Origin of the sequence: Flavobacterium jejuense (assembly GCF_006491595.2) — a bacterium.
GTDB lineage: Bacteria > Bacteroidota > Bacteroidia > Flavobacteriales > Flavobacteriaceae > Flavobacterium > Flavobacterium jejuense.
Genome location: NZ_VEVQ02000001.1, coordinates 586,697 through 605,467, shown reverse-complemented (window position 1 = coordinate 605,467; position 18,771 = coordinate 586,697). Strand labels below are relative to the sequence as shown.

Annotated in this window: 9 protein-coding genes; 1 reads left to right on the top strand and 8 read right to left on the bottom strand. The window is 30.2% G+C overall.

The window, feature by feature from the left end:
- Nucleotides 1-470: 470 nt before the first annotated feature.
- The 3 genes from FIA58_RS02730 to FIA58_RS02720 form a co-directional block, all read right to left on the bottom strand.
- The gene (locus tag FIA58_RS02730) at nucleotides 471-2,849 is read right to left on the bottom strand and encodes a DUF5686 family protein (RefSeq protein WP_140959775.1); all 2,379 of its coding nucleotides are present in this window, start codon (nucleotides 2,847-2,849) and stop codon (nucleotides 471-473) included.
- A gap of 505 nt (nucleotides 2,850-3,354) precedes the next feature.
- The gene (locus FIA58_RS02725; RefSeq protein WP_140959773.1) at nucleotides 3,355-8,433 is read right to left on the bottom strand and encodes a DUF4132 domain-containing protein; all 5,079 of its coding nucleotides are present in this window, start codon (nucleotides 8,431-8,433) and stop codon (nucleotides 3,355-3,357) included.
- A gap of 59 nt (nucleotides 8,434-8,492) precedes the next feature.
- Nucleotides 8,493-8,927, bottom strand: a complete 435-nt coding sequence (locus FIA58_RS02720; protein ID WP_140959771.1) for a hypothetical protein — start codon at nucleotides 8,925-8,927, stop codon at nucleotides 8,493-8,495.
- 228 nt (nucleotides 8,928-9,155) lie between these two features.
- On the opposite strand from FIA58_RS02720, the gene FIA58_RS02715 reads away from it, so the two are divergent.
- Nucleotides 9,156-9,320 (top strand): hypothetical protein, encoded by a 165-nt coding sequence (locus FIA58_RS02715; protein WP_165928833.1) that lies wholly within the window; start codon nucleotides 9,156-9,158, stop codon nucleotides 9,318-9,320.
- Nucleotides 9,321-9,427: 107 nt separating this feature from the next.
- Here the strand turns inward: FIA58_RS02715 and FIA58_RS02710 are convergent, their stop codons facing one another.
- From FIA58_RS02710 to FIA58_RS02690, 5 genes are all read right to left on the bottom strand, one after another.
- A complete protein-coding gene (locus FIA58_RS02710) occupies nucleotides 9,428-10,471 on the bottom strand; it encodes a hypothetical protein (RefSeq protein WP_140959769.1) in 1,044 nt (347 codons plus the stop codon).
- 264 nt (nucleotides 10,472-10,735) lie between these two features.
- The gene (locus FIA58_RS02705) at nucleotides 10,736-11,752 is read right to left on the bottom strand and encodes a T9SS type A sorting domain-containing protein (protein ID WP_140959767.1); all 1,017 of its coding nucleotides are present in this window, start codon (nucleotides 11,750-11,752) and stop codon (nucleotides 10,736-10,738) included.
- Between the two features lie 7 nt (nucleotides 11,753-11,759).
- Nucleotides 11,760-13,172, bottom strand: coding sequence for a peptide-N-glycosidase F-related protein (locus tag FIA58_RS02700; protein WP_140959765.1), 1,413 nt, complete (start codon nucleotides 13,170-13,172; stop codon nucleotides 11,760-11,762).
- A 189-nt stretch (nucleotides 13,173-13,361) separates the two neighbouring features.
- Nucleotides 13,362-17,258 (bottom strand): hybrid sensor histidine kinase/response regulator transcription factor, encoded by a 3,897-nt coding sequence (locus tag FIA58_RS02695; RefSeq protein ID WP_165928832.1) that lies wholly within the window; start codon nucleotides 17,256-17,258, stop codon nucleotides 13,362-13,364.
- Nucleotides 17,259-17,409: 151 nt separating this feature from the next.
- Nucleotides 17,410-18,468, bottom strand: coding sequence for a nucleotidyltransferase domain-containing protein (locus FIA58_RS02690; protein ID WP_140959761.1), 1,059 nt, complete (start codon nucleotides 18,466-18,468; stop codon nucleotides 17,410-17,412).
- Between the last annotated feature and the right edge of the window lie 303 nt (nucleotides 18,469-18,771).

Genomic DNA, 18,771 nt, shown 5'->3' with positions numbered 1-18,771 from the left:
AGCTACTTGTGGGATCCTTATAGCATGAAGAGATTGTGGATGTGGTTTGTGTGAGTTTCTTGTGGGTTTCCTTCTTTTGTCGGGATGACAAGATTGTGGAGCTACTTGTGGGATCCTTATAGCATGAAGAGATTGTGGATGTGGTTTGTGTGAGTTTCTTGTGGGTTTCCTTCTTTTGTCGGGATGACAAGATTGTGGAGCTACTTGTGGAATCCTTAACAGGATGACAAGTTTGTGGATGCGGTTTGTGTGAGTTTCTTGTGGGTTCCCTCCTTTTGTCGGGATGACAAGATTGTGGAGCTACTTGTGGGATCCTTAACAGGATGACAAGTTTGTGGATGCGGTTTGTACTTTTTTGGCACGCAAATTTTACGAATTCCTTTTACTAATCACTAATTACTCTTCACTAATTACTGATTTCATTGTCACGCAGATTTTGCTAATAACTAATAACTCTTCACTAATAACTTCTATTTAATTGTAAAAGTCATACTCAATTTTAAGGCTATATTATCTTTAAATTCAGGAAGTCCATAAGCTCCATAGCGATAGAACATACTGCCTCCAAAACCAAGATACCCAATATCTAAATAATTTACTTTCAAGATATTATCAATTTGTAAACCCGATTCTACGAAAAGTTTTTCTTTGGTAATATAAGGCAACTGCAATTGTTGATTGGTCTCTCTTAAATTACCCCAACCCATGTTATGATGAAGGCTTACACTTGGCTGAAATTGTTTTATTTTGAAAAGCAAGGAACCAAAATTATGATGCAAAAACAAATGGGCATACGAGTCGGAAACAAATTCATACAAACGCATGGTTTGAAAAGCATCTTTAATAAAATAAGGATATTTTTCTACATAACTGCCTTCTCCTGTAAACAGTAGTCCTAAAGGGACGTTTTTTGTAATTGTTCCTGCTTCAAAGCGGTAATGGGTGTTTCCAAAGTTTTTGCTATAAAAGGTTTGCTCTACACTAGCTTCAAGTTTTTGATAAGCTAAACTACTTTCTTGAAACCCCTTAAATCCATTGGCAAAATAGAATGTGAATATAGGGTTACTATTGGCTATTGTTACTCTTCTATTAAATGATTGAATAATTTTTTCATTAGGTGCCCAACGGAGTAACACCGAAACTTGGGCATTTTTATACTCATTTATTCCTTGGTACGAATTAGAAAGTACAGCTTCATATTGCGGATTTACAGTATAAAAATCGCCTTTTACTTTCCAAGTGGTATAGCGCAACAAACGAAAAGTAACATAAGCAGAATAGTTTTGAATTTGATCCATGTACAAAGCCAAGTAATTTCTTAAATTAAGTCCCTTTTGTTGGCTACTCTTTAACCCGTAAGCTCCTATTTCATTTAACTCCTTTTGATAAGCAATCCCTAATCGAAAATCATTTCTCTTTGAAAACTCATATTCTGAGAAGCCTCCATATTTCCATTCATGATCTCTTAAACCATATCCAGCAAAAGCACCTAGTTGTATCTTTTTTGAAAAAGAATCACTGGTAACAATTCCTGTTCCCAAACGAAAACCTTCGTGTCTGTTATATTTTAAAGTCTTGCTTAGGTCTAAATCTATTTTGCCTAAAGGTATTTTTCCTTCTGCCAATTTTTGTCCTAATAACAAGAGATTGTCTAGTTTCATTTTCTCACCCAAACTATCCATAACACGATAGGTAATTTTCTCTTTTAGGTTCAATTGTTCCTGTCGGTTCTTGTTCCAAAAAAGGCTGTCTTTGTATGCAGCATCTTCTGCCATTCTTACTTTTTCAATGCTAAACTCTTTTTTCTTTAATGTGGGTTCTAGAACAACTTCACTAATATAACTTCTACCATTCGCTATCACTCCTAATGCGTTTTCACTTGTTGTTTCTAAAACATAGTTTAACTGCTCTGGAAACCAATGTGTATCAACATATTGATACTTTTGCTGGAGTGTTAAATCCATTTTTCCTTTTTCAAAAGGAGTTGCGGTTACATTTTGCACAGCATATCCTTTGGAATTTATATGCAAAATGCCTTTTAAACCTTCAATATTTTTACCTTTCTTGGGTTGATAACTGATTACGAAAATGGTATCATTAGCCTCATAGAATTCTTCTTCTAATCTGTAATTGTATTTTTTTAAACTGCCATTTGCAATTGGATTGAGATAATGAATATCTAAAAGAGTAATATTGTCATTATAAAATGAAAACGGTTGCAGATCGGTTGCTAATGAAGCAAAATTGGGATGTTTAAATCCAGAAACACGATTGGCTATGACAACTTCTTCACTGGAGTTGGGAAACATAAATTTACGGTCGCTCACCGACTCCATTAAAAAGAAATGTCCTCCTTTTAAAAACGTAGCAATAGCATTGGTGTCTGCTTTTTGGGTAGCCGATTCTTTAAAATCGAAAACAGTTTTAGTATAGGAACGATAGGTAAAAGAGTGTAATTTTTCTGGATTGTTTTTGTCTTTATTTTTAATTACTTCTCTAATAATTCTATTAGCTGGATTTTCTGAAGCATAGACAGTTACTTCATTTAAAGCTACTTTAGTTGCCGCTAAGGCTACACTAATTTTAGCTTCACCGGAATAGGCAATTTCTTTTTTCTCATAGCCTACATAGGAAAAGGAAAGCATAGTAATTGATTCTTTAGATTCCAATTCAAATTTTCCATCGATATCGCTAACTGTACCTAATTTTGGATTGTTATTAATGATAATAGTAACAAAAGCTAAAGGTTGATTGTTTTCAGCTGCTAGGACTATTCCATTAATTTTATTCTGACTTATTACAACACAACTGAATACTAAAAAAAGCAATGAGATACTTATTTTTTTCATTTATAGGGAATTACACCGTTATTTATTCTGCTTTAACTTTAAAAAGGAGCTTAATTTACAAAAAAATAATAACAAATTATTTCTGTTTTATTTTACATTACAACTCTCTAATCCAATACTTTAAGTATTATTATCAATTTGCTCGTATCATCAGATTTTAAAGTTTTTGTAATAAATCCACTGATACTTCTAAAAATGGTTTGTCTTCTAGATTGATTGTGGATTATAAATTATTGATGATTGTGGATTATGGGAGTTTCGAGTGGGTTCCCGAAGTGTTGGGACAAGATGACAAGTTTGTGGATTTGGTTTGTGTTTTTTTGTCACGCAGATTTTACTAAGGACTAAGAAGTACTATTAACTAATTACTGACTTCATTGACACATTGATTTCGCTGATTGCTTTTACTAATGACTAATCACTCTTCACTAAGTACTATTAACTATAAAGAACTAACTGCTATAAACAAAAAACCGACAAATAAGTTACTTGTCGGTTTTGCTGATTATTCTGCTATTGGAATCTTTTTATCGATCTGGGTGAGAATGGTTGGGTCTTGTATCTCATGGTCTTTGGCAAACAATAGTACTTTTGACATTATTTCTGCTGATTTTGGATCATCATCGGCAAATGGAATAAACAATCGACCTCTGTGTTGTGAGTGAACTGGTAAAATAGATAAGTATTTTCCTGGTGTTTGGTGTACTACTGCGCTTCCTAAATGCACGCTGTAATTTGCCATAGTTCCTGTAATCAAGGCATGCGTTTCTTTGATGTCTACGTTCTTAATTTTAAATAATCGTAATGTTTCTCTTAGTAAAACAGCTCGCATTTCAATGGAAGAATGACTGGCTTCTGGGTCAACTCCTCCTACGTGGGCTACACTCACTACTAAGTCAATGTCTCGCATTACTTCTGAAAAGATTCTTGGATTAATGTCTTCAAAAGGAATGTTTTTATAGTCTTTTAGCGAATGAAATTCAATGGTTTCTAGTGTTGGACTTTCTACATCTGCTGGAGAAAACCAATCGGCCATGGCATATAATTTCACTTGAAAACCTGCTGCATGAAATACTTTTTGTAAGCCTTCTTCGTAGTCTACTTTCCATCCTTTGTTTTTTAGCAGGGCTAAAGTCTGTTTTGGATGTACTTGATGACCAGCATAACGACGAGAAATGGCTTTTTCTGCTAATTCATCTGGTGTAGGGACATATAATTCTCTAAACACTTGTTTGAAAGGTTGTACCAACTTGTTATCAAAACAATAGGATTGGAAATCAGTCCAAACACCATTGGTATGCAAATCAAAGCAATGTGCAATTCTAAAGGTGGGTTCTTGTTCAAAGGAAATAATTTCACCTGTAGTAGCAATTAAATTTCCAGAAGAAAAGAAACCTACTTGTGTATCATTGGCTACAAATACTAATTTTTCTAAATGTTTTGATATTACTGGATGTTCAAACAGGTTAATCATTTCTGCTAAAGTGAAAATATCACCTCTAACCATGGCTTCTTCTAGCCCTTTGCGTGATCGTGACCATTGCTCTCGCATGGTTTTTCTATAACTGGTTAGTTCTAGTACTTCTTTTTCTTTCTTTACTTTAGCAGGAATGGCTTTTAGCACTTTATCGGCTTTTGTGGTTTCTAAATCGGCTTTTCCATCTTTGTTAATGACTAAACTAATGGTTATGTCATCAAATTGTATAGCAGTATCTTTAGAAAGTATTTGTTGGACTTGCTTGGTTTCCATAGCCCATGTTAATCGCATAGGGTCAACATATCCTGCATTTCTAGCTAAATTTTCCATAGCTACGCTAAGTGCAAGTGCTTCGCTAGTTTGTTTCATAGAGCCAAACTCTTTACTTTCTTTTTTAAACTGTTGCAAATATTCATAGCGTTGCAAAACATCTTTTTCTGCATTGGCTTTGCTAAGTGGAACCAATCCATAAACCCTTAGATAGTCTTGATCTCGTTTGTCTTTCACTTTTGCTGTTACTTCTCTAATTTTTAAATTTCCTGTTAAAGTATCAGAATACAAACGTGCTCTGCGATGACCATTACCATCGGTTACAAATTTTGCTGCATCATAAAGGATTTCCCATTTGGCTTTGCCTAATTTTTTATAAGCCGAGACAAACCATTCTTTATCAACTGCTCCATTTTTAAAATCTTGTAAGTCAATAGCGGAATATTTTGCCACTTCACTTTCTAATTCTGAGTTTACATCACTATAACTAGATGTTTTTGTGTGAGCATGCATCCACCAAATACCTTCATCTAATCCTTTCCAATCGAGATAATTGCTTATCAGTTTTTGCCATTGGGGTACATAGATTGCGGCTTGCACCAAACGTTCTTCTGTGAGTTTGCTCTTTGCTAGTAGTGCATTAAAAACTTCTTGTGTATCTGATGCTAAAGGATAACAACGTTTTAAAAGATAACTAAACAATTTTTGTTTATTTAAATCTGTATATCCCCAAGAATAAATATAGCCTGTGTATAAACTCCCTTTTCCAAGGTTCTCTAAAAGGGCAATAAAACGATTTGCTCCATATATTTTTTCAAAACGTTGTACTAAGTGCGTTACACTTGTATTGGTATCACCACGCTTAATTTCTATGTCTAAAAAGGTTGCTCTAATTAAATCAATCATAGGAATTAAAAAAGGAAATCTCTTGGTTAGATTAGCACTACCATATTCTCTTCTATGATTTTTTTGCCCTGTTAAAATAGACAATCGATCCCCATCTAGAATACCTTCATATAATTCTTCTTTTGTTATGTATTTGTTTTCAAAAGCCAAACCATACATATACATTGGTGGTTTGTTAAGTGTGCTATTTTCTTTAAGGCCTGCAAATTGATACCATCGGTATAAATTCCAAACCTTGTGTTGTTGACTTTCTGTTAAATCATTAAGTGCAATTGCTTCAAGAAAAACAGAAAAGAAAGTTTCATTTTGAAAACCATCTCCTTTAATAGAACTACCATAGTAATATTGGTTTTTGTTGGGTTTAAATTTATATTCTAAAACTGATTTAGGTAAATTAGCAAATAAAGTAGCGCAAGCATCAATCAAATACTCTTGTTTTTCTTCAAATGGAAACTTGATTTGTAGCCCCGTTAAAATACTTAATAATGGATTGTTCCAATAGTATTTTTCTTTTGTAGGATTTGGAATTTCATTACTATTGTAAAAAACATATTTTTCTAAAATAGTTCTCCATGGTTTTTTATTACATTCTGATGCAAAAGTTAATAGGAATAAATCTCTTGCTATTAAACCTGAAGTAGTATACCATTCTTCCCAAACAGTATGCAGAGGATAATTTTGAAAAAGCTCTTCCTGAGTTGCTTTATCGTTCATTTTCTTTAATAGTCTAAAGGAATTGCCTAATAGTATTTTTTCCTTAGAATTATCATAGTTTTCTACTTCATATTCATAATTTTTATGATTTTCAAAAAGTGTTAATAGATTGGCTAAAGCCTTTTTAACTTCCACATAAGGCATTGAAAAACCATGACTCTCACTTTTAGTAGCCTGAGCATAATAAGAATCCGGAGCTACTTTTGGTAAAGCATAAGAGGATATTTGTTTGGGATTGTAAAAACCATAGCCGTTTTCTAAAGATAAGACTTCAGCAACATTTGAAGGATCTATTTGTTCTAAAAATTTGCTTTCTCTATCTGATACTTTAGGTCTTAATGTATAATCTTTGACCCACTGATTTACTTGCTTGTTAAGAACATTTACTTTTTTTAGCTGTAATAGAATATCTAAAGTAGTCATACGTTGTTCTATATTTCCATTAGCTAACAAATCTTCAATAAAACTAATTATTGTTTTATCATTTTGTTTCAGTACTACTGCTATTAAGTATTTTTTTAAATTGGCATTTTTACGTTTGAATAGTTCTTTAAAAGTATCGATTTCTAGTTCATTTAATTGGAGGTCATTTAAAACGGCTATACCTGAAGCCATCATGCTTTCTCCCCTATCTTTAATAAGTTGTAAGGCAAAATCACGTTGAAGTTTTGTCGGTTTTTCTTTAATTTTTCTTTGATTGTCCTTTATATTGTAAAAGGAATAACAGTAAAATTCTTTTAGAATATCTCGTGATACTCTTTCTCTCAATTGAATAGATAATTGTTCAAAATCCGAAACTATTAAATCTAAATAAGCAGCATTATCACCTACTAAACTAATTGCAGCAGCATAAAGTGTATCTCTTTCAAACTTTACATTTAACCATGAAAAAACTTTAGCTTCGAATACTTTTTCTTTAACGGTTATGCTTTTTGTTAAATCATATACTTTTTGGAAGAAGTTAGGATAATCTGGGTTGTTACAATAAAATTTACTATGTGCATTAGCCGTTAATAACGAACTCATTTTATCGACCATAAAGGCCAATACTTGTAGATTGTCTGATTCTAATGCTTTGTAATACAAGGGCATTTCTAGATAAGGATCTCCTGTTTCTCCAGCAAAACGAAGTGCTAGACACTTCTTCTCAACAGAACCTTTTTCTAATAAATCATCTAAATAAGGTTTTGTCTTTTCAATATCGATAACTCCTTGAACCCATAAAGCCATATAAACCTCGTTGTTATTCTTACTTTGAATTCCTGCAGGAATATCTTCTTTAGTAGCAAAATAATGGGATGCAAATTGTAAAATAGCTCGAACAGTTGTCTCTTTTTCGGCTTCCCAACCCAACCCTGTCCAAGTATCTATGGCTCTAATTACTGAAGAGAAACGCGTTAGTTTGTTTTCTATAATTATATTGATAATATATTCTAAAGCTTCAATTCTTGTTTCGTCTAAGGATTCTAATATAGTTTGACGAAGACCTTCTTGTCTCTGCGCTGCTAATAATAATTTTTCGACTAATTCCCAACACGCTTTTTGTTCGCTATTTAATAGGGCTTTAATAATTTTTCTAGATACTTTTCCTACGCTGTCTTTGTTAAATATAATATCCTCAATTAACTGGTATATTTGTTTATCTCCTGCATCTATTGCTGCTGACCAAACCATAAATTGACTGTCTGGATTGGTTATCTCTGTGTCGTATCTAATTTGTTCTTCTAATGATAAATCGTAATAGGTATTATTAGGATAACTATAAGTATAGGAACCTTGCAGCAATGATTTTAAAAAATTAACCTGAGTTATCAATAACCAATGTTTGTGTTCTGGAGCTCTAAAAGAGCGTCTCTCATAACTTTTTTGATAAGGAGTATATGGCAATCTATTCCAAGCTTCTTTAATATATTTTGCATTAGTTTCCCCAAAGAAATAAAGTAATAAATCATAATACTGCTGATTTTCCCACATGTCATTACTAATCCATTTTTGAAAAACGACACTTTCTTTTGAGCCTAAACTAATGTAATAATTATAATTATTTTTTTCTTGATTAATCAAAGCCAGTCCTAATTCTGCTGCTTCTTTACTTATTTTGTTTTTTTGGAAAATTTTTAAAATAAAATTACTATTTCTACATTCTTCTAATTCGCGTTTATATTTTTTTAACGGGTTTGTAATTTTATTATTTTTTAATACTAGTTCTATTGACATGTTTGTACTTTTATTATTATTATTTTTATGAATGGCAATTGGAAGGATTCCTTTTTCTACTACCAATAACTTCCTGTTAAAAAAGTGAGTCTTAAAAATAGTAAGGGTTTATTTGTAGCTAAATCTAATAGACTCGTAAGCGATTCTATTTCATCATCTCCGTAAAAGACTGCAAATAAACCATCCTGAAAAGCTAAAATGGCAGTTTCTTTAGCTTTTTCTAAATCAATTTCATTATGATTATATAATGCTCCAAAGCCTACTTTACCAGTATCTATTAACATTGGTAAGTAATTTTCTTTAGGTAAGTGAATGGTATCTAAATCATCCCATTCAAAAGACTTTTGCTTAAATATAGTAACCTGATTTGAGACTATAGCTTCTATAAGTTCTTGAAGGGTTACTGTAGTACTTGAAATTGCTAAATCAATTATTGTATCCTGAAGTAATGCTTGCTTTTTTCCTAATTGTTTTACTGAAAGTGTAATTTTCATCTGGTTCTTTTAATTCCTAAAATAAAGGCTACAATATAATCTTTTTTATAAAATTTTAGAAATCTTATTTGTATTTAAACTTCTATTTTTATTTTATTATAGAAAGCTACATAACAACATTTTAACACCTTTATATTTTTTCTATAAGCAAAGTTAAAGTTCTGATTTAGAAATCTTAATTAAAAAAAAACATATAATTTTATAGTAAACTTAAAAAAAACAAATATCATGTTAAAAAGCATTTTAGAACTGAAAGACGTTAAAAAACTAGAGAGAAAACAGTTGCAAAGCATTCAAGGTGGGAAAAAGCAGTGTATTGACCCACAAACAGGACAATGCATGCAATATGGTCTTATGTGTGCTGAACGTGTATGCCAATTACTTCCTCTTTAAAAAGATTTCTCTTTTTAAAACGAAAAACCTAGGCTAAATATCCTAGGTTTTTTGATTATACTAATTGTTATTATTTCTTTTTTTAGATAAAAAATTACTTTAAAAACCTAATTTATATTTTGATAAGGGTTTAATAGGTAAGTTCTACTAAAACTACCTAAATTTTTAAAATAATCCTCTACTAATTTAGCTGGATCTGTAGCTAGTTCTCCTGCAGCTGGATTATCATTACCATCATCCCAATTCCAAGGTGTGTTAGCACTTCCTGAGCCCTTTGTTGAGGGAAATGATTTGGTATTACTTAAAAAGGCAGTATTAAATCGTCTTGCCCAAAAACCATTAGCTTCAAAAATATTAACTAATTTGTATTTTACATTTCTATCATCATTGTTTGCTGGTGCTTCTGCTATACTCAAACTTGGGTAATATTTTATTCCGTCTCCAATGATACTGTAAGAAGGCCAAGCTTTTAAACCGTGTCCTTTAGATTCTTGAGCTGTTACAGGATGTTGTTCATTATTATAGTTTTCATAAGAGACAGTTCCATCTATATTTTCATTATTTCCTTGTAATGGACTTCCAGATGGTGTGAAAGAATAAAAATCGGAATGTGCAACAGTAACCATACCTTGAAATTCTCCATAACCATTGTTTGCTGAAGATTTTTTAACAATGGTCAACTGACCTTCCAAATCATTTTCGTGATAATCAATACCAAAGAAACACACATTTGCCCAATCTCTTGGATGATAAAAAGCATATAAAATGAAATAATGTGTGCTTGTTTCAACCACTGAATAATAGCAATGTGCTGTTGGAGTAAAACCTCTACTTGGCTCTATATTGTTCCAATTATTAGTGGATACCCAATCGTTATCAAAATTAATCGCTGTGATATAATCACCTCTTCCATTCATAGAACCGCAACCTGAATTGTCCACGTCTTGATGATGAACTGGTGCCCAACGCAATACTAAATCGTCATAAAAGCTAGTTATAGCTCTTTGTGTAACATTTTTGGATTCCTCTTTTGAAATCGTAATTTCTTCTTCTAAATCTGATGTAGAACAACTGTTTGCAAATACTAGCATAATAGCTGCTAAAATAGAGAACATAAAAGTTCTTGTTGTAAAAAAATACTGGTTTTTCATGATAGTTTATTTGTTTCAAACAAAGAAAATAAACCATCATTAACTGATTATTTAGAAGATGTAATCTTAAGGTTATGATTCTAAATACTATGCTAGTTAATCCTAAAAAAAACACCTTTTTCAATAAGAAAAAGGTGCTCTACTACAAAAAAAAATTAATTAATAAGAGTTGTTGTATTGCTTTAATTGTTTAATAGTAGTAATTTAAAAAAATCATAATAAAAAATAGATAGTTAGTAGGATTTGTTTATGATATATTATGATTTATTTTTTGTAAAATTTAGAAAAAACAATTTTGTCATTTTCTAATTTCACACTTATATTGTAATAACCTGAAGCTATAGTGCTTATATTGATTTCATTACTATTTGCTGTTACTACTTCTTGACCAACCTCATTGTAAATTTTAACTTCTTTAATAGTTTTAGTTGAATTAATTATTAATTTTTCAGAAGTAGGATTAGGATATATTGTTAAGGTTTCTAAATTGAAATCCTCAGCTTGTAAAGTGGCAGTTTTTACACTAATTCCTAAAACAGACATACGTATTTGACTTGCCCATTGTGCTGAATCATTACCTTCAAATAAAAAAGAGATACCTGTTAATGTTTTACTTTGGTTATTGCTATCTAAAGCTAAAGAAATTTCATAAAGTCTCGGATTAGCATTATCACCTTCTAAATTATTATTTGAAGTATTAATACGTCCTATTCCTTGAATTGCATAATTTGTACCACTATACCAATCACTAACTGATAAAACAGCTGTTTGAGTACTGTTATCGCTAAAGTTTAAGGTAGCTGTAAAAGGCAAATTTTGTTCTCCACCACCAGCAGCTGCAGCTAGTATATAAATATCTGATATATTTTGTGCGTTTACACTTAACGTTCCTGTGTTAGGCGCTCCATTATTTACATAAGTAGGAGTTAAAAATAAAGCATTATTTGAATTATAATCGGCTAATTGAAAAGTTAAACCTGTAGTTACAGCACTATTAATTAAACCATTTACAGGAAGACCATATGTTGGTGTTGCACTTGATGCAAAAATTTGAAAGTCAAGAGATACTAAGGCTCTTGTATTAGCTTGGTCTAAACCCATAGTAGTAGACAGAGAGGAATCTCCTGTTCCATTAGCTATTATATCTTGATTAAATCCAGAAGTGACAGTTAATGATGTATAATTTTGTGCACTAATTGTTGAAAAACAGACAATAAGAGCTATTTTAGATAGCATAAATCTGTCTCTTCTTTTAATAGTAAGTAGTTTTATTTTCATCATTTTATATTCAGTTTTTAATTACTTTTTTCGTAATCGTTTCTGAATTACTTAATTGTATTTTCACTAAGTATAATCCTAGTTGTAAAGACGAAAAATCTACTGATTTAGAAGTGCTCTCAAGTATTTTTTTCCCGGTAACGGAAAACACTGTAACAGCAATCACTTCCGCATCTTTAGTATTTATAGTTAAAATGTCTTTAACTGGGTTTGGTGACAAACTAATGGTCGTTTTTGCAAAACTATTTGATGATAAAGTTTGGGTTTCTCCTTGTAAATATACTGACATTGGGAATTCGCCTTGACCACCATTAAATACTGCAGTCGGAACATTTATATTAAAAGTATGAGTTCCTTGAGCAAGATCACCTAAGTTAATTATACGTGTAGGTATTTTATTTCCAGGACACCAGTTATTCCAACTCCAAGCTGCATTTGTATTTGGAAGTGGCTGACCAGTTGAACAGTTATAATAAATACAATTTAATTGTGTATTATAAATTCTATATGGCACACATGAAACACCTCCTGGTGTATAAGTTAATACATTTGCATTATCAAAATTAATATAATGTGTTCTCCTCACATATTCTTCTCCACCAGAATTTGCACCATGATTTGATGTAATAAGATGCAATTGAGCATTTTGAACATCTTCATTAAGAGTAAAAGTAATTGATTTAGTTGTTTGTCCGAGTACATCAGTTCCATTAATGGTATAATTTCTTAATAGGTATTTAAATGACATTGGAAGCAAAAAATTTGTACCATAAGTAAGGTTTGAGTCAAAATCAGTAACCAAATCGAGAGTTCCAAAAAAGACATCGTTCCTTCCGCTGCAACCAGCAATTTGTTGGTTCGCAGCATAAGGAACTCCAAATAATTCTAATTCTACCCAAATATCATATTGTGTTAATAACTGTTGATTTTTAAATATCTGTGCTACATTATCTATAGTAAAAGTATAAGGAACTTCATCTGGTTGTACATTTTTGTCCATAAAAGGAGTAATGTATCTCCCTATTTCAATACGTTCCACATCATTATAAGAATATGTAACTGAATTTTTAGGAACAAAGGCTAAATTGACATTACCTATACGATCATAATTATCACATGAAGCTTTTATTGTTAAGTTCATAGTGAGTTTGTTTCCAAAATTTGATAATTCTACATCTGTTAATTTTCTTGTGTAACATGCATTATTAAGTCTTAGTATACCACTTGGTACTGGGTCACTAACAGTCGTTGCATAACCATCATAAAACAATACTTCATTAAAAACATTAAAAGTATAAGGATAAGATTGAGCATTGCTATAAGTCGAAAATAATAGTATAGAAAATAACGATAAAAAACGAAAAGCTATGGTTGTTTTTATATTATTAAAGTAACATTTAGCATAAAAAGTAGTTTTATTCATAGTTTAAAATTATAGTTAAAAAAACAAAAAAAATGATTAACAAATAGTTAATTAATTATTATAGTGTAAACTTATTTTAAATTTATAGGTATCACTATCAGTTTTGTTTCAAAAACTATCAATTTTGTTTCAAAAGAATACAAAGTACTGATTTTTAATATATTAAAAAATCATTGTTCTCTTTTTACCTTATAAAAATTTTGGAGGATCATTTTTTTGAATATAGTCTGTTGGAGTACAGTCATAAACTTCTTTGAAGCATTTTGTAAAATAAGATGGGCTACCAAAACCTGTTTTGTATGCAACCTCAGATATTGTAAATTTTTGAGATAAAAAGGAAACTGCCTTTTTAAGACGATACAGTTTTATGATTTCGCCACTAGACAAGTTGGTTAAAACTTTAATTTTTCTATGTAAACTAGTTCTACTCATGTTTAAAGCATTTGCTAATTCTTCAACGTTAAAATTTTCATCTTCTAATCTACTATCTATAATACTATAGATTTGTACAAAGAAGTCATTTTCACTTGGTATTAAGTCACTTTCTGTTTCACTTGGCAATAATTTTAAATTGCGATATAAAAAATTTCTTTGTTTCTTCTGTTGTTCAAGTCTATTTTCTATTCGTAATAATAATTCCGTTATATTAAATGGTTTACTTATGTAATCGTCTGCTCCACAAGACAATCCTTCTAATTTACTTTCCATATCAAATTTTGCAGTTAATAAAATAATAGAAATATGATTTGTATTAATATCTTTTTTAAGATGTTTACATAATTCAAATCCGCTCTTTTTTTTCATTAAGACATCACTTATTATTAAATCTGGCATTATTTCAATGGCTAGATCAATTCCTTTTTGACCATCTTCTGCACAAAAAACGGTGTAATATGGAATAAGATTAGAAGTAATAAAATCGGCTAATTCTCTATTGTCTTCTACTAATAGGATTACTGGTTTTGGACTGACTTTATTGACAGCATCGAGTTCTTCTTCTTTATTCGTAACTTCAAATATTGTTTCATGTGCAGCTTTTTCAAAAGGTAGAAAAATTATGAATGTAGTACCATGGTTATTCTCTTCAATAGAACTTTCTACCTTTATAGTTCCATTAAGTAATGTTACAATTTCTTTCACTAATGATAGTCCAATGCCGTTTCCTACTTCTTTTTTATTGGTATCTAAATGATAAAATCTATTAAAAATATTTTCTATTTCATTACTTGCTATTCCTCTACCTCTATCCTTTACTTCAATTGTAACTCCATTGGATAGTTCTTTAAAAGTCACTATAATCTTACCTCCATTATTACTGAATTTAATTGCATTAGAAAGTAAATTATACATTATCCTTTCCATTAAATCTGGAGCATAATAATAAGTTGCTACTGTTGGTCCTTCAAAAATAATTTCGCATTTTTTTGATTGAGCTTCAACATTAAAAACAGTAATTAGCTGCTTCAGTAATGCTATAATATCTTCCCAAACCATATAAGGTTTTAGAGCTCCTGCTTCTAATTTGGCAATATCTAATAATTGATTGGTAAGGTTTAATAGACTATTTGCATTTTTCTCAATTATTGATAGAAGATGTTTTTGTTTTTCTTCCTCTTTAACCTTTAAGAGTTGTTCTGTAGGTCCCATTATTAAAGTAATAGGTGTGCGAAGTTCATGGCTAATATTTGAAAAGAAACGGTTTTTCATTTCATCTAGCTCTTTTAATTGCTGAGTTTCTTTTTCTTTAAGAACTATTTCACTTTTCATAATTCCCTCATTTATCCTATAGTTGATAAATAAAATTAACAATAGAATTATAAATAGTATGTATAGAGTTATTGCCCAAAAAGTTTTCCACCATGGTGGTGTTATATTTATTACCAATTCCTTTTTAATGGAACTCCAAACCCCTGAAGTATTTGTAGCATTCAATTCAAAGCGGTAATTTCCTGAAGGCACCTTGGTATAAATAGCTTCTCTTTTATTATCGGAAACTATCCAATCGGTATCGTATCCTTTCAATCTATATCTATATACTATATCTTCTGGTTGTGTAAACTGTAGTGCTGCGAATTCAATCGTTAGCGAATTCTGATTGTAAGGAAGATTTATAGTGTCTAATAAATTAATATTAGCAATTTCATTATTTTTATATGGAATATTATTAATTTTTAAGTCCGTTATAGCAATATTAGGATTATAAGTGTCTTCTTTTATGGATAAAGGTTCAAATATTACACCGTTTTCAAGACCTCCAAAGGCCACTTTTCCATTGGGTAAAATAAGTTGGTGAAATCTATTGAATTCCAAACACGCTAAGCCATGTTGTTTAGTAAAGGTTCTATTTAAATATGATACAGTATCAAATCTACACAAACCTTTATTAGTACCCAACCATAAATATCCAGAATTATCCATAAAAATGGAATAAATTATGCTATTTTGTAATTCTCTTGTAATGGGAATAAGAGTACTTTTTAATGTTTTTTTATTAAAATAGACTAACCCTTGAGAGCTTGCCAACCAAAAAATAGTATCTTTATTTAAATCTGGAACGATGCCATAAATTTTATTCTCAGCTCCATTTAACTCATTACTACTTACGTTGATTTTATTAATTTTGCTTTTATCCTTTTCAATACAAATAAGTCCAGAATATTCTGAAGTAATCCATATTTTATTAATATCGAATAATAAGCCTGTTGGGTTTATAGCATGACCAAGTACTTGTTTTATTTGATTTTCTGTAAATTCTATATGCCATGAACTTGTTTGTAAATTATAACAGTATATATCATTTTTATGATCTATAACAATTGGGTTTCCGTTTTCTAATAACGCAATTCCCTTTATTGGAACAAAATTATTTGAACCATTATTAGGCAAAAGAGGTATTTTTTTTAATTGTTGACTATTATAATCAAAATAACAAACAGTTCTATTAAGAGCTATCCATATTTTTTGATTTTGTTTATCGTTAAAAGATCTTAAATTATAGGCTGGTGGTAGATGTCCAGATTGGGTTTCACTAAGATTAAAAAAGTCAAAAAAAGAAATTTTAAATTCTCTTTCCAGTAAATCAACCGCAAAATCAGTATTGTATTTAAACGCTTCAAAATTTGAAGTTAGATCAACTTGATATAATCCATCGGTATTAGCTGCCAACCAAATAAGTCCTGAATTATCAATTAAAAAAGCCTGCGTATCTCTATTATTTTTAACATGTGTTTTTATTTTTTTTTCTATTCCTAAATTAGAACTATAAGAATAAATGGTTTCATTAATTTGAAAATATTCTTTACCATCAATAGCTAATGCTAAAAACTTTCCATTAAATGTAGCTACTTCTGGTAATTGTAGTTTTCGAAATGTTTTTTTTAAAGGATTAAAAAAATATAAATAATTACGATCTAACCACATTAATTCTCCATTAGACCGTTCAATAATAACTGGAATTTCTTCACCAAAATCAAATTTGGTATCAAAACTCATTTTGTAAGGTAATTTATACTGCTTAAACCTATTTTCTTTTGCTATGAATTTACTTATTGCCTGGTCACTTAATACCCAAATAAATTGATTCTTATCTTCAAAAATAGAACGGATAGTATCATTTTTAAAATGATACCGATTACTCTTATTTTTCTTATTACTAGGAGATAAACCAAAATGATTTACTTGACCATTCTGACCAATAAACCAAAAGAGATTATTAGCTGCTACTAACCAACCTCTTCTTGAAATTACTAATTCGTTTTTATCTAAGAAATCTTTTGAAACAACATGCTGTACCTCTTGTGTTTGCATGTTAAAACCTTCTATACTTCCGTTATCATATCGTAACCAAAATAGGTCTTTATGCCCTAAATAAGCCTGAGAAATAAAATTTGTTGAAAGTGAAAACGAATTTTTAGAATGATGTTGAAAGTTTTTAAATTGATGACCATCATATCTTGCCAGACCATTATGTGTTGCCACCCAAATAAAACCTTCTTTGTCTTGGGCAATACCTGACACAAATGACTGTGGCAACCCTTCTTCCACAGAAAGGTGTCTAATGTTTTGACTGTATGTATAAAAATGCATACAAAAGAAGATATAGAAAAGCTTTTTAATAGGCATAGTTAAAGATTAAAACACAAAAATATCTATAATTAACTTAAAACAAATTTTAAGTTAACTTTTTAATAAATAAATAAAATACAGGTTTAAAATTAACTATTTCTTTATAAAAAAGTTAAGAATATAATTTTTTCCGAATAGAAATTAATGTTTTCAGAGCTTTTTCAATATTCGGTTTTTCTGGTAAAACAGTTGTTTCATATAAATCTTCAATTGAAGTTATTAAATCATCTGCTTTTTGAAGCAAGTCATCGTATTCCATCTCACCTGCTTTAATAGCTAATAATTCTTCTCTATTTGTCACTTTAATGGTCAAAGTACCAGTTGAAAGAATTTGTGCTGCCGATTGTAACAATCGTATGGTGTGCATCATGTTTTTAGAATCGTAATCTTTACCATGTTTTTGATTGGTGTTGTAACGTTCTTCATTACGTTTTTCCATCCAATTCCAATATTCATGATATTCTTTACAATATTTAGAATACCCTTCTAAATTACAAGACAAATAAGCCATTTCATGTTCACCAATAGGAATTGAGGATAAAGACACTTCATTTGATTCTTCATTTTTAATTACTCCTTTATATCCTAATGTTTTATTTATATCATAAAATAAAGCATAAATTCCTTTAGCATTTGGTACATTAATTAAACCGCATTGCTCTTGTTTTAACTTATTTTGGTTTAACCAATCTAATAATGATACACTATTATACCCTTTTAAAATAGAACAAAAATATAATAAGCTTTTACGCTCTTTAGCCATTGGATTTACAATTTTCTTTTTTAAACCTCTCGCTTTTTTTATTTGTGTCATGGCATAACCAGCAAAACTATCTTTACATAATTTCGACAGAAAATCATTTAATTCTAATTTCTCCATTAATGGATGCTTATACAGAATACAATCATCTGGTGTAGCTAGAATTTCTAAGATGTTTGGGTTGTTTTTTAGTAATAACTCAACAAAACGTCCTAACTCATAATATACTTCATCATTAGTTTCATTGCTAATTTGTGGAATGTATTCTAAACCATAATATTGGTCTTTAGGTAAATAGTAAACCCCTTTAATATCGGTATCTGATGTAGGTGTATTTAATCCAAAGGATTTACTTCCTGAAATAACTTCAAAAAGAATACAGTTTTTAGATTTTAAGTCTTGTATGGTCATTAGTAATTACTATTGGAAAAATTTAAAAAACCAGTAAATTTAAGGAAGTAAAAATACTCATTTTATATGGATAGGTAAATATTGTTGTTGTTGTTGTTGTTAAGAATACATGGTATCATTTTTGTTGTTGTTAAAATCGCGCTGTGAATTACGATTTTTACTACTAAAAAAGAATATTTGCAATTTTATGAGAATTAAAACGATAACTAAATTAAAAAAAGAGTATTTTTAAATGATTATCGTAAGTTACTAACAACTTTAAAAAAAAGTTACTGTTTTACATAGGTTACTTAGAATAATAAG

Coding starts and splice junctions, on each gene's coding strand:
- FIA58_RS02730 (WP_140959775.1), bottom strand. CDS start 2,849: ATGAAAAAAATAAGTATCTCATTGCTTTTTTTAGTATTCAGTTGTGTT.
- FIA58_RS02725 (WP_140959773.1), bottom strand. CDS start 8,433: ATGTCAATAGAACTAGTATTAAAAAATAATAAAATTACAAACCCGTTA.
- FIA58_RS02720 (WP_140959771.1), bottom strand. CDS start 8,927: ATGAAAATTACACTTTCAGTAAAACAATTAGGAAAAAAGCAAGCATTA.
- FIA58_RS02715 (WP_165928833.1), top strand. CDS start 9,156: ATGTTAAAAAGCATTTTAGAACTGAAAGACGTTAAAAAACTAGAGAGA.
- FIA58_RS02710 (WP_140959769.1), bottom strand. CDS start 10,471: ATGAAAAACCAGTATTTTTTTACAACAAGAACTTTTATGTTCTCTATT.
- FIA58_RS02705 (WP_140959767.1), bottom strand. CDS start 11,752: ATGATGAAAATAAAACTACTTACTATTAAAAGAAGAGACAGATTTATG.
- FIA58_RS02700 (WP_140959765.1), bottom strand. CDS start 13,172: ATGAATAAAACTACTTTTTATGCTAAATGTTACTTTAATAATATAAAA.
- FIA58_RS02695 (WP_165928832.1), bottom strand. CDS start 17,258: ATGCATTTTTATACATACAGTCAAAACATTAGACACCTTTCTGTGGAA.
- FIA58_RS02690 (WP_140959761.1), bottom strand. CDS start 18,468: ATGACCATACAAGACTTAAAATCTAAAAACTGTATTCTTTTTGAAGTT.